Source organism: Micromonospora sp. M61, assembly GCF_018070245.1.
Classification (GTDB): domain Bacteria; phylum Actinomycetota; class Actinomycetes; order Mycobacteriales; family Micromonosporaceae; genus Micromonospora; species Micromonospora zamorensis.
On sequence record NZ_JAGPYA010000044.1, the window covers coordinates 1 to 12,281 of the forward strand.

Here is a 12,281-nt window from a genome sequence, read left to right on the forward strand (position 1 = left end):
GGCCCGGCGGTCCCGGACGACGCGCGGCGGTGACGCTGGTGCGGGCCCGGTGGCCAGCGACGGGGAGGACGGCACGCAGCGGACGTTACCAACCGGACCTGGACGGGCCGGTCAGACCTGCAAGGACAGGACCGTTGGGGACGGATTCGGCCCGCCACGTCGACGGTCTGGCGTACACAGTGTCCGTCGTGAATGTGTGAGCGTGCCCTATGTCATCGCGGCGACACATCGTCGTAACGTCACGGCAATTCGACCGTGACCCAGTTCACAGTCCGCCCCCTCTGGAGGCCGCCGTGCGCCGCTCCTCGTCCACCATCACCCGCCTGATCGGCGGGCTCGCCGGGCTCGCCCTCGCCCTGGCCGGAGCGGTCGCCATCGCCGCCCCCGCCCAGGCCGCCACCCTCACCCAGGTCACCGGGTTCGGCTCCAACCCCGGCAACCTCGCCATGTACGCCTACCGGCCGGACAACCTGCCGGCCAACTCCCCGGCGGTCGTCCTCCTGCACGGGTGCACCCAGAACGCGTCCGGCTACTTCGCCAACTCCGGTTGGCAGAAGTACGCCGAACAGTGGAAGTTCTCGCTGATCGTCGCCCAGCAGCCGTCCGGCAACAACGCCAACTCCTGCTTCAACTTCTTCGAGTCGGGCGATACCACCCGCGGTCAGGGTGAGGCGCTGTCGATCAAGCAGATGGTCGACCACGCCAAGGCGAACTTCGGGGTGAACGGCTCCCGGGTCTTCGTCAGCGGCCTGTCCGCGGGCGGGGCGATGAGCGCGGTCATGCTTGCCACCTACCCGGACGTCTTCGCCGCCGGATCGATCATCGCGGGGATTCCCTACCGCTGCGCCACCAGCATGGTCAACGCGTTCAGCTGCATGAACCCGGGCGCGGACAAGACCCCGGCCGCGTGGGGCGACCTGGTCCGTGGCGCGTACTCCGGCTACACCGGCCCGCGGCCCCGGGTGGCCATCTGGCACGGCACCTCGGACACCACCGTCACCCCGCTCAACGGCACCGAGTCCCGCGACCAGTGGACCAACGTGCGGGGGGTCTCGCAGACCCCGAGCAGCACCTCGTCGCTGCCCGGCAACACCAGCCTGGAGGTGTACGGCAACGACGACGTACGCCTCTACCGGGTCTCCGGGATGGGCCACGGCACTCCGGTCGACCCGGGTTCCGCAGCCGAGCAGTGTGGCACCGCCGGCGCGTACTTCCTGGACACCATCTGCTCGACGTACCGTGACGCGCTCTTCTTCGGCCTGAACGGCGGCGGCACCAACCCGACCCCCACCCCGACGGCCACGCCGACCCCCACCCCCACGGCCACGCCGACCCCGACTCCGACGCCGACCCCGACCACGCCGGTGACCTGCGTGACCGCCAGCAACTACGCGCACGTGGTGGCCGGTCGGGCGTACCAGTCCGGTGGCTACGCCTACGCGAACGGCTCCAACCAGCGGATGGGCCTCTACAACACCTTCTACACCAGCGCTCTGAAGCAGACCGCCCCCAACTACTGGGTGATCGGCTGCTGACCACGCGCCAGGCCCTGTTGATCAAGAGGTTTGCGTCATCCAGAAGGCGGGATCTGACGCAAACCTCTTGATCAACACGGTGGCCGACGCAGGCCGTCGGCGCGGGCTCAGGCCAGCCGGGCCAGGACCGGCGTGAGCGGATCCAACGCGTCGCGGCGGACCACGAACCGGGTCACCCCCCAGCGCTGTTCGTGCTCGGCGACCGCTGTGACGATCTCGTCCACCGTGCCGATCAGCACGAACGGGGTGGCCAGCAGTTCGGCGGCGGTCATACCGTTGCGCCGGGCCTGCTCCGCGGCGGCAGCCTCCGCGTCGTCGGTGACCACCACGGTCTGCACCAGCGCCTCCAGCGCCGGCGGGTCGGTCCGGCCGGCCGCGCCGGCTGCCACGCAGGCCAGCTGCGCCTCCATCTGGTCGGCCCGCCACCGCGCCTCGTGCTGGTGGCCGTCAGCGAGGGTACGCCCGAACCCCGTCAGCCCGACCACGTCGGCGTGCGCGCCGGCCCAGTGCAGCAGCGTCGAGTTCGCCGTACCCATCGTCAGCGGGATCCGGTCCTGCACCGGCCGGGGTTCGCGCAGCACCGCCTCGCGCATCGTCAGCTCGGCCGAGTCGACGGTGACCGAGGCGCCGTCGAGCAGGGCGCGGACTGCCTCGGCGACGGCCACGCAACGGCGGACCCGGCCGGCCACGTCGGGGCGTTCCCGGCCCACCGCGCGCCACTCCGCCGGGGTGTGACCGGCGCCGACACCGAGCCGGGCCCGACCACCGGAGATCAGGTCGAGGGTTGCCACGTCGGCAGCGAGAAGCATCGGTTCCCGTACGCCGAGGTTCGACACGTACGAACCGAGCCCGATCGTCGAGGTGACCGGGGCGGCGGCGGCCAGCGCTACGAACGGTGACGTCACGTCGCCGGGGTGGTCGGCGGCGAGCAGGGCGTCGAAGCCGGCGGTCTCGGCCCGGCGGGCCAGCTCGGCCCAGCTCGTCGCGTCGGTCGGGGTGGCCTGGAGGGAGAAGGTCGCCATTGGTCCAGCATCGGCCCACGCCAGCCCACCGGCGACCTGCCGGCCGCCGATTCTGCCGAGGGCCGAACCATCCGGGGGCAGGCGGGCCGAGGCTCCGCCGGCGCCCCCGGCTCCTGCTGATCATGAAGTTGTTGCCACGACACGCCGAGGCGGGTGACAACAACTTCATGATCAACGCGAACGGCGGCGGGGCTCGGGTCAGGGGGTCAGGGCCGCCTGGAGGGCTTCGGGGAGGGTGGGGTGCTGGTAGCGGTAGGCGGCTCTCGTCAGGACGCCGGGGAGGACGCGGGTGCTGGTCAGGGCCTCGTGGGAGAAGCCGCCGAGGGCCACCTTGAGCGCCAGTGCGGGGATCGGGATGATCGCCGGACGGTGCAGCTGTCGGGCCAGCTCGCGGGTGAACTCGGCGTTCGTCACCGGGTTCGGCCCCACCACGTTGACCGGGCCGGCGACCTCGTCGTGGTCCAGCAGGAAGAGGGTCGCGCCCAGCCAGTCGGCCAACGAGATCCACGGCAGCCACTGCCGGCCGCTGCCCAGCCGGCCGGCGATGCCCAGCTTGAATGGCAACAGCTGCGGCTTGAGCAATCCGCCGTCGCGGTCCAGTGGCAGGCCGGTGCGCATCCGGATGACGCGTACCCCGGCGTCCTCGGCTGGCCGGGTCGCGGCCTCCCACACCCGGCAGACGTCGGCTAGGAAGCCCTCGCCGGCCGGTGCGTCCTCCTCGACGGCCCGGTCACCGGTGTTGCCGTACCACCCCACGGCCGAGGAGTTGAGCAACGCCCGTGGTCGGTCGGCGGCGGGAAGCCCGGCGATGGTGGTCGCCAGTGTGGTGGTGCTGTCCACCCGGCTGGTCCGGATCAACCGCCGGTAGTCGTCGTTCCAGCGCTTGTCGCCAACGCCCGCGCCGGCCAGGTTGATCACCGCGTCCGCCTCGGCGACCACGGCCGGGTCGAGCTGCCCGGCTGCGGGGTCCCACCGCCGCTCCTGCGGGTCGCGCGGCGGGCGACGGACCAGCCGGGTGATCTGGTGCCCGTCCGCTGTGAGCCGGTCGGCCAGCCGGGTGCCGAGGAAGCCGGACGCGCCGGCCAGAAGGATGCGCATACCCCCATCTTCGTCCAGAACGCCACCGGGAGATGCGTGGGGCCGCCGGTGGCGGGGCGTTCCGGTGAACGAATTCGCGACGGAACCCACTACCCGACCGAGGTGATCGAGTGGTTCCTGGAGATGGGGCGCCATCCCGACGGCAACGGCTGGGTCGCCCCGGACGTCGAGCAGGTGACCGGACGCCCCGGACGCACGTTCCGGCAGTGGGCCGCCGAGCACGCGGACGACTTCCGGTGACGGCGCCCGGGGCGAGGGCCGCGGCGGTCAGGCCGCGTGGGCCGGGCGCAGGTCGGCGAGCAGTCGCTCCACCTCGGCGTACGTCTCGGCGCTCAGCGGGCCGAGCGTCAGGGTCGCCAGGTTCTCCTCGGCCTGGGCCACCGTGCGCAGGCCGGGGATCGGCACGGTACGCGGGCTGCGCGCCAGCAGCCAGCCCAGCGCGCCCTGTGCGAGGGTCCGTCCGTCGGCGGTGAGCGCGGCGCGGACCTGCTCCACCCGGGCCGCCCAGCGGGGTGTCGGCCGGCCGTCGGTGAACCACTCCAGCCACTCCGGCGCCCGCCCGCGCACGTCGTCCGCCCCGACGGCCCGGGTCGACCCGGTGAGCAGCCCCATCGCCAGCGGCCCGCGGTTGAGGCTGGCCAGGTCGTGGCTGTCGCAGACCGCCAGCACCGCCGCGTTGTCGCGCAGCACCGACTCGTCGTGCTGGATGGCGGCGCAGTGCGGGCCGGCCGCCGCGAACGCCTCCGCCGAGGCGGGGTTGTCGGTGCTCCACCCGTACGCCCGGATCTTGCCCTGGTCGACCAGGGCCTCCAGGGTGTCGACCAGATCCAGCGCGGCGGGCACCGGCAGCTCGTTGAGGTGGAGTTGGTAGAGGTCGACGTGGTCGGTGCCGAGGCGGCGCAGCGAGTCCTCCAGGCTGCGTACCGCGAAGGCCGGGCTGGCGTCGGTGCCGAGCGCACGCCGGGTGGCCTCCTCGCTGACGTTGCCGAACTTGGTGGCGATCACCGCGCTGTCGCGCCGGCCGGCCAGGGCCCGGCCGAGGATCCGCTCGCTGTGCCCGGCGCCGTAGTTGCTGGCCGTGTCGAACAGGGTCACCCCAAGCTCGATTGCAGTGTGGATGGTGCGGATCGACTCGTCGTCGTCGACCTCGCCCCAGCCGAACGGCTGCCCACCGTCACCCCAGAGCGGGCCCCCGATCGCCCAGCACCCCATCCCGATCGCGCTCACCTCGATGCCGCTGCGTCCCAGCGTTCGTGTCGTCGTCATGGTCACCAGCCTCCAACCTGGAGTGTGCTCCAGGTCAAGCACTACGATCTCGACATGAGCGGTTACGCCCCCGCGGAGGCTGCCCGCCGCAGCGGCTTCAGCCTCGACACCCTGCGCTACTACGAGAAGATCGGCCTGCTCGCCGACGTGGGCCGGACGACGGGCGGTCAGCGGGTCTTCACCGACGACGACCTCGGCTGGCTGGTGCTGTTCCGCTGTCTGCGCGACACCGGGATGCCGATCGCCCAGATGTGCCGCTACGCGGAGCTGGCCCGCGAAGGCGACCACACCGTCGACGAGCGGCGGGAGCTGCTGAAACAGCACGCTGTTCGGGTCGAGGAGCAGATGCTCCTGCTGAGCCGCCAGTACGAGCACCTGCGGGAGAAGATCCGCTTCTACGAGCGGCTGCCCGGGCCGGCGCCGGAGGCCGAGCGGCCCACCGCCACCCGGCCCGGCCCAGCCGTCAGTCGGTGACCTGCGGAGGCACGGTCAGACCGAGGAGTTCCTCGGCCGTCCCGGGCCGGCCGGTGAGCGCGTTCAGCGCGGAGACCAACCGCTTCTCCTCGTAACGGAAGTGCGACTCCAACAGGGCGGCCAACCCGTCCAGCTCGCCGCGCACCTGGGCGAGGGGCACCGCCGTGTCGCCGGCGAGCAGCGCCTCGACCCGCTCCAGGATCCCCGCCACCACCTCGTGATCGGTGATCAGGTTCGCGATGACCGGGCGTAGTTGGGGGACCTGCTCGGCCAGCAGCCGGAACGCGCCCGCGTCCTCGCCGGTGTGGTGTCGGCCCAGTGCGGCGCAGAAGGTCAGGCAGTGCGCCCGCAGGTCCCGGGACGGGGCGTCGAGGTTTGCCCGGAGACGGGTCAGTTCCGCCCTGAGCCAGAGGTGGATCTCGATCATTTGATTGCCGACGGCGGCGAGCCGGTCGGCCGGTGAACCGGTCGGGTGCACGTTTGTCCCATGCTGTCCCCGCGCCTCCATGCCCACGGCGGCCTTCGTGCCGGGTACACCGCGACGCTGCGCCGGAGTCTATCCCGAACCGATCACGGCGTGGTTGGCTCGTCGGTCTCCCGGACGTCGTGCCAGCGCGCCCGCCAGGCGGCCTCGTGGGCCTCGTGGCTGGTCCGCTCCTGGAAGACGGCGGAGCGCAACGCGTGCCGGGAATCCGACATCACCATCACCTCCACGGCCACCAGCGCCACGCAGATCACTGTCGCGAGGGTGAGCGCGCCCAGCGCCGGCAGGTGCTGACCGACCGGGAGGGCCGCGATGAGCACCACGATGACGCCGACGCGGGTCCAGCTGACGGTGTGCAGGGTGCGCAGCTGGAACAACAGGTTGACGGCGAAGTAGCAGATCAACCCGCCGAAGAGCATCGGCACGGCCGGTCCCTCGACCTTCTCGGCGATCCCGCCGGCCGGATCAGTGATCTTGTGCAGAACCTCCTCGTTACCGATGGAAAAGAGGATCACCCCGGCGATCATCGGCAGGTAGAGGTACGCGTACGCGTCGCGGGCCATGGCCACCCGGGGGGCGCCCTCCGCCGCGTGCAGGGCGATCCGGGCGGCCGGCCCGATGAAGTCGAAGTGCGCCCACCACAGGGCGGCGGTGACCACGATGCCGAGCGCCGCGGCAGCCACCGCCGGCCAGGTCACCGGCTTGCCGAGCAAGTTGCCGCCCACCCCGGTGGAGATGATGGACTCGCCCAGCGCGATGATCAGGATGAGGTCGTAGCGCTCCGTCCAGTGCTCGGCGCTGGTCACCCCCCAGCCCCAGGTGCCGACGATGAAGCCGGTGGCGTACTGCACCACCACCACGGTGATCCACAGCCCGTCGCGGACCATGGCGGCCTGGTCGGGGTTGGTGATCTGTGGCGGAATCAGCGCGGCGGCCAGCAGCAGCACGATGCTCACCGCCAGCTCCGGGGCGAAGCGCCGCAGTTGCCGCCGCTCCTGCGGGCTGTCCCGCACCACATGCTGGTAGAGGATCCAGTGGATGCCGCGGACCACGACGTAGCTGATGGCCACCAGCATCGGGCCGGCGGCGCTCCCCTTCGGGTCGTTGAAGGCCTGCGGCAGCGCCAGCGCGAACGCGAACAGGGCGACCATCGCGATCACCATGAGCACCGGGACGTAGCCCTCGCCGAGCCGGACCCGGGTGGCCACCAGGCTGTGCACCACCCAGATCCACCAGAGCACGGCGAGCACCAGAGCGGCATGCAACAGCTGCCGGCCGGAGATGTTGGCGGCGGTCGCCCGCGTGATGATGAAGAACGAGAAGACGAAGACCAGGTCGAAGAAGACCTCGAACTTGTCCACCCGGGCACCGGGAGCAATCGGGACGGCCGGTCCCAGCTGTCCACCCCGCCGGTAGCCGCCCACGATCCCACTCTGGCAGCGTCCGGCCTGCTCGGAGGCCTGAACGGCGATGGCGACGGTGTCCGGCGTTACCTCCGGTCCGGCTCGGGAAAACACCGGGACTACCGCCTCCGGCAGCGGGCCGGTCGGTCCGACCCACCCTGGACAAGGATGGATCATGACGACGAACAACCCGATCACCACCTCGTTCGCCCATACCTCCACGGCCATGGACGTGATCCGGGGTGTGGACCTCGTCCGTCGGCGGGCGATCGTCACCGGCGGGTCGTCCGGCATCGGCGTGGAAACCGCCCGCGCCCTGGCCAGCGCCAGCGCGGAGGTCACCCTGGCCGTCCGCAACCCCGACGCCGGCCACAAGGCCGCCGACGACATCACCGGCACCACCGGCAACGACCGCGTCCTGGTCGCCCCGCTCGACCTCGCCGACCAGGGTTCGATCGCCGACTTCGTCGCCAACTGGGACGGACCGCTGCACATCCTGGTCAACAACGCCGGCATCATGGCCGCGCCCCTGTCCCGCACCCCGCAGGGCTGGGAGATGCAGTTCGCCACGAACCACCTCGGGCACTTCGCGCTCGCCACCGGGCTGCGCCCGGCACTCGCGTCCGGCGACGGGGCCAGGATCGTCTCGGTCAGCTCCGCCGCCCACCTGCGCTCACCGGTGGTCTTCGACGACATCCAGTACGACCAGCGGGAGTACGAGCCGTGGCAGGCGTACGGGCAGTCCAAGACGGCCAACGTGCTGTTCGCCGTCGAGGCGTCCCGGCTCTGGGCCGACGACGGCATCACGGCCAACTCGCTGATGCCCGGCGCGATCCGGACCAACCTCCAGCGCTACGTCAGCGAGGAGGAACTGGACCGGCTGCGCGCGGGCAACGCGGCGGCCTGGAAGACCGTCGAACAGGGCGCCGCCACCTCGGTGCTGGTCGCCACGTCGCCACTGCTCGACGGTGTGGGCGGGCGCTACTTCGAGGACTGTCAGGAGGCTGCCCCCGCCCAGCCCGGCGGGCGGACGGGAGTCGCCGCGTACGCGCTGGACCCGGAGGCCGCCGAGCGGCTCTGGAAGGTGTCGACCGCGCTGCTCAAGGCCTGAGGACGCACACGAGAGGGCGCCCCGGTCGACGACCGGGGCGCCCTCTCGGCGTTGCGGGCAGATCAGGCCAGGCCCAGCTCCGACTCGAAGTTGCCGGCCTCCAGCCGCTCCTTGACCGCAGTCAGGAAGCGAGCGGCGTCGGCGCCGTCGATCAGCCGGTGGTCGTAGGACATGGCCAGGTAGACCATCGACCGGATCGCGACGACCTCGCCCAGCTCCGGGTCGTTGACCACGACCGGCCGCTTGACCACGGCACCCGTGCCGAGCATCGCCGACTGCGGCGACGGCACGATCGGGGTGTCGAAGAGCGCGCCCCGGCTGCCCGTGTTGGTCACCGTGAAGGTCGCCCCGGCCATCTCGTCCGGGGTGATCTTGTTGGCCCGGGTGCGCTCGGCCAGGTCGGCGATCCGCTTGGCGATGCCGCCCATGTTGAGCTCACCGGCGTTGTGGATGACCGGCACGAGCAGCCCGCGCTCGGTGTCCACGGCGACGCCCAGGTGCTCGGCCGCCGGGTAGGTGATCGTGCCACCTTCCAGGTCCATGCTGGCTTGGACGATCGGGTACGTCTGGAGCGCCTCGATGGCGGCGAGCGCGAAGAACGGCAGGAAGGACAGCTTCACGCCGTGCTTGGCCTGGAACGACTCCTTCGCCCGCGTCCGCAACCTGGCGACCCGGGTGACGTCCACCTCGACCACGGTGGTGAGCTGGGCCGTCTCGTGCAGCGACTGCTGCATCCGCTTGGCGATGGTCGCCCGGATGCGCGGCAGCTTCTCGGTGGTGCCCCGCTTGCTGCTCGGCTGCGGCTTCTCGGCCGGCTTGGCCGGGGCCGCCGACGGTGCGGCGGCCGGCTGTGCGGCAGCGGGGGCGGCCTTGGCGGCCTTCGCCTTCTCGGCGGCCTCCAGCACGTCCTGCTTGCGGATCCGGCCACCCACACCGGTGCCGTTGAGCGAGGACAGGTCGACGCCGTGCTCACCGGCCAGCTTGCGCACCAGCGGGGTCACGTACCCGGCGGCCTCCTCGCCGCCACCCTGCGCCGGGGCGGACGGACGCGGCGGCGTCGAGGCCGGCGCGGCAGGCTGCGAGGCCTGCTCGGTCTTCGCCGGCTGCGCCGAGCTTTCGGTCTCCGCGGCCGGTTCGTTGTACGACATGCCGGGGGTCGGCTCCTCGACCTTCGGCTCCGGCTTCGGCTCGGCCTTGGGCGCCGGCTTGGCCTCCGCCTTCGGCTCGGGCTTCGGCTCGGGCTTGGCCTCGGCGGGGGCCGCACCGGCAACGCCGATGATCGCCAGGTCGGCGCCGACGTCGGCGGTCTCGTCCTCGGCGACCTTGATCTCCAGCACAGTGCCGGCGACCGGCGACGGGATCTCGGTGTCGACCTTGTCGGTGGACACCTCCAGCAGCGGCTCGTCGACCTCGATGGTCTCGCCGACCTGCTTCAGCCAGCGGGTGACAGTGCCCTCGGTGACGCTCTCACCCAGGGCCGGCATCTTCACCGCGGTGCCCTCGCCCGAGGAAGCGGCGGCCGGAGCCGGCGCCTCGGTCCGGGCCTCGGTCGGCGCCTCGTCCTGGGCCACCTCGTCGGCGGTGCCCTCGGCGGCGGCCGTCGGCTCGGCGGCCGGCTCGACCTCCTCGGTCGGGGCCTGCTCCTGCGGGGCGGCCTCGCCACCGCCGGTCGACTCGCCCTCACCGGAGATGACAGCCAGCTCGCTGCCCACCTCGGCGGTCTCGTCCTCACCGACCACGATCCGGCTCAGCACGCCGGCAGCGGGCGACGGGATCTCGGTGTCGACCTTGTCGGTGGAGACCTCGAGCAGGGGCTCGTCGACCTCGACCGTGTCGCCCTCCTGCTTGAGCCAGCGAGTGACGGTGCCCTCGGTGACGCTCTCGCCGAGCCGGGGCATGGTGACCGATACCGGCATTTTCTGAGACTCCTTCATTCCCCTGGTGGGATCTTCGCCCGTCGCCGGACGCCGCGGTTGTGGATGATCAGGCGTGCGCGTGCAGCGGCTTGCCGGCGAGGGCCAGGTGCGCCTCGCCCAGGGCCTCGTTCTGGGTCGGGTGGGCGTGCACGAGCTGGGCGACCTCCGCCGGGTAGGCCTCCCAGTTGTAGATGAGCTGCGCCTCACCGATCAGCTCACCCACCCGGGCGCCGATCATGTGCACGCCGACCACCGGGCCGTCCTCGACCCGGACCAGCTTCACGAAGCCGGTGGTCTTGAGGATCTGGCTCTTGCCGTTGCCACCCAGGTTGTAGTTGTACGTCTTGACCTTGTCGGCGCCGTACTGCTCCTTGGCCTTGGCCTCGGTGAGACCCACCGACGCCAGCTCCGGGTCGCAGTAGGTGACGCGCGGGATGCCGACCTCGTCGATCACGGCCGGAGTCTGCCCGGCGATCTCCTCGGCGACGAAGATGCCCTGCTGGAAGCCGCGGTGCGCGAGCTGGAGGCCGGGCACGATGTCGCCGACCGCGTAGACGTTCGGCACGCTGGTGCGCAGCCGCTCGTCGGTCAGCACGTAGCCGCGGTCCATCTTGACGCCCTGCTCCTCGTACCCGAGGTTGGCGGTGTTCGGGCCGCGACCCACGGCGACCAGCAGCAACTCCGCCTCGACGGTCTCGCCGCCGGAGATCGTCAGCTTGACGCCGCTCTCGGTCTTCTCGACCTTCTCGAACGGCTTGCCGACCTTGAAGTTGATCTTCCGCTTGCGGAACGCCCGCTCCAGCGCCTTGGACGACTCCTCGTCCTCGGCGGCGACCAGCCGGGGCAGCGCCTCGACGATCGTCACGTCCACACCGAAGGACTTCCACACGCTGGCGAACTCGACGCCGATCACGCCGCCACCGAGCACGATCACCGACGACGGCACCCGGTCCATCGTGAGCGCGTGGTCGCTGGTGATGATCCGCTCGCCGTCGACCTCCAGGCCGGGCAGGCTCTTCGCGTACGAGCCGGAGGCCAGGACGATGTTGCGGCCGGTGTAACGCTTGCCGTCCACCTCGACCACGTTCTTGCCGACCAGCTTGCCGTGGCCCTCGACGATCGTGATGCCCTTGTTGCCCTTCAACATGCCCTGCAGGCCCTTGTACAGGCGGGCGATCACGCCGTCCTTGTACGAGTTGACCCCGGCCATGTCGATGCCGATCAGCTCGGCCTTGACGCCGAACTGCTCCGACTCGCGGGCCTGGTCGGCGATCTCCGCGGCGTGCAGCAGGGCCTTCGTCGGGATGCAACCGTTGTGCAGGCAGGTGCCGCCGAGTTTGCCCTTCTCGACCAGCGCGACCTTCAGGCCCAGCTGGACGGCGCGCAGCGCGGTCGCGTAGCCGCCGCTGCCACCTCCGAGAATGACAATGTCGAAGGTCGCTTCGTTCGGCTCGCTCACGTCCAACTCCCAGGTCGCGTCGCTGCATCGGGGGTCACAGAGGTGTAACAGGGACACACCCCACCTCGGTCATCTTGTCACCACTGGGCACAGGGTGCGTACCGAGGTGCCCAACGACACGTCATCGACACGTACCCTTGGCACCGTCGTCGATGACGCAACATGGGGGAGAGATCCGGTGGGCTTGTTCCGGCGCCGCAAACAGACGGCTGTGCCGAGCCATGACCGCGCTGCCAGTCGCGGCGATCTGGACCATTTGGAGAACTTCATCCGCAGTCGGCGCGGCGTCGAGGCTTACATCGAACCCCGCACGACGGTGACGGAGACCACTGTCATCCTGATCGCCGACGATGGGGAGTGGACCCGCCGGCGCATCGACGGCCCGGACGGCGCCCGGCGCTTCGCGTACCGGATGGGCATCCCCGTGTACGACGTCCGGCTGATGGGCTACCCGCAGCGGATGCGCGACTTCAACGAGCGCCGCAAACGTCGCCCCGAGCAGTACTGAACGTG

12 protein-coding genes are annotated in these 12,281 nt (G+C 71.2%); 5 read left to right on the plus strand and 7 right to left on the minus strand.

The genetic code is table 11. The features are described from left to right. Nucleotides 1–293 precede the first annotated feature (293 nt). Nucleotides 294–1,535: a PHB depolymerase family esterase gene (locus KBX34_RS23075; RefSeq protein WP_210926899.1), complete on the plus strand. Its 1,242-nt coding sequence runs from the start codon at nucleotides 294–296 to the stop codon at nucleotides 1,533–1,535. Between the two features lie 107 nt (nucleotides 1,536–1,642). Here the strand turns inward: KBX34_RS23075 and KBX34_RS23080 are convergent, their stop codons facing one another. Further along, complete coding sequence (locus KBX34_RS23080) at nucleotides 1,643–2,557, minus strand: LLM class flavin-dependent oxidoreductase (RefSeq protein WP_210926901.1); 915 nt, start codon at nucleotides 2,555–2,557, stop codon at nucleotides 1,643–1,645. Between the two features lie 198 nt (nucleotides 2,558–2,755). Further along, the gene (locus KBX34_RS23085; protein ID WP_210926903.1) at nucleotides 2,756–3,655 is read right to left on the minus strand and encodes a TIGR01777 family oxidoreductase; all 900 of its coding nucleotides are present in this window, start codon (nucleotides 3,653–3,655) and stop codon (nucleotides 2,756–2,758) included. A gap of 102 nt (nucleotides 3,656–3,757) precedes the next feature. On the opposite strand from KBX34_RS23085, the gene KBX34_RS23090 reads away from it, so the two are divergent. After that, complete coding sequence (locus KBX34_RS23090) at nucleotides 3,758–3,895, plus strand: hypothetical protein (protein ID WP_210794992.1); 138 nt, start codon at nucleotides 3,758–3,760, stop codon at nucleotides 3,893–3,895. 27 nt (nucleotides 3,896–3,922) lie between these two features. Here the strand turns inward: KBX34_RS23090 and KBX34_RS23095 are convergent, their stop codons facing one another. Next, a complete protein-coding gene (locus KBX34_RS23095; protein WP_210926905.1) occupies nucleotides 3,923–4,921 on the minus strand; it encodes an aldo/keto reductase in 999 nt (332 codons plus the stop codon). A 54-nt stretch (nucleotides 4,922–4,975) separates the two neighbouring features. Between KBX34_RS23095 and KBX34_RS23100 the strand changes: the two genes are divergently transcribed. Continuing rightward, nucleotides 4,976–5,395, plus strand: coding sequence for a MerR family transcriptional regulator (locus KBX34_RS23100; protein WP_210926907.1), 420 nt, complete (start codon nucleotides 4,976–4,978; stop codon nucleotides 5,393–5,395). Here KBX34_RS23100 and KBX34_RS23105 read toward each other — a convergent pair. Together KBX34_RS23105 and KBX34_RS23110 are read right to left on the minus strand one after the other, a co-directional pair. Then, nucleotides 5,385–5,873, minus strand: a complete 489-nt coding sequence (locus KBX34_RS23105) for a hemerythrin domain-containing protein (RefSeq protein ID WP_307871477.1) — start codon at nucleotides 5,871–5,873, stop codon at nucleotides 5,385–5,387. The two genes, KBX34_RS23100 and KBX34_RS23105, sit on opposite strands and share 11 nt — an antisense overlap. A 92-nt stretch (nucleotides 5,874–5,965) precedes the next feature. After that, nucleotides 5,966–7,303 (minus strand): low temperature requirement protein A, encoded by a 1,338-nt coding sequence (locus KBX34_RS23110; protein WP_210794987.1) that lies wholly within the window; start codon nucleotides 7,301–7,303, stop codon nucleotides 5,966–5,968. A 154-nt stretch (nucleotides 7,304–7,457) separates the two neighbouring features. On the opposite strand from KBX34_RS23110, the gene KBX34_RS23115 reads away from it, so the two are divergent. Beyond that, the gene (locus tag KBX34_RS23115) at nucleotides 7,458–8,393 is read left to right on the plus strand and encodes an SDR family NAD(P)-dependent oxidoreductase (RefSeq protein ID WP_210926909.1); all 936 of its coding nucleotides are present in this window, start codon (nucleotides 7,458–7,460) and stop codon (nucleotides 8,391–8,393) included. Between the two features lie 62 nt (nucleotides 8,394–8,455). On the opposite strand, the gene sucB is transcribed toward KBX34_RS23115, so the two are convergent. Then, nucleotides 8,456–10,309 (minus strand): 2-oxoglutarate dehydrogenase, E2 component, dihydrolipoamide succinyltransferase, encoded by a 1,854-nt coding sequence (sucB, locus tag KBX34_RS23120; protein ID WP_210926911.1) that lies wholly within the window; start codon nucleotides 10,307–10,309, stop codon nucleotides 8,456–8,458. 67 nt (nucleotides 10,310–10,376) lie between these two features. Beyond that, nucleotides 10,377–11,768 carry a dihydrolipoyl dehydrogenase gene (lpdA, locus tag KBX34_RS23125; RefSeq protein WP_088949478.1) on the minus strand — a complete coding sequence of 464 codons (1,392 nt, stop codon included), beginning with the start codon at nucleotides 11,766–11,768 and terminating at the stop codon, nucleotides 10,377–10,379. 178 nt (nucleotides 11,769–11,946) lie between these two features. Here lpdA and KBX34_RS23130 point away from each other — a divergent pair, with 178 nt between their 5' ends. Beyond that, nucleotides 11,947–12,276, plus strand: coding sequence for a hypothetical protein (locus tag KBX34_RS23130; protein WP_088949477.1), 330 nt, complete (start codon nucleotides 11,947–11,949; stop codon nucleotides 12,274–12,276). The last annotated feature ends 5 nt before the right edge of the window (nucleotides 12,277–12,281 follow it).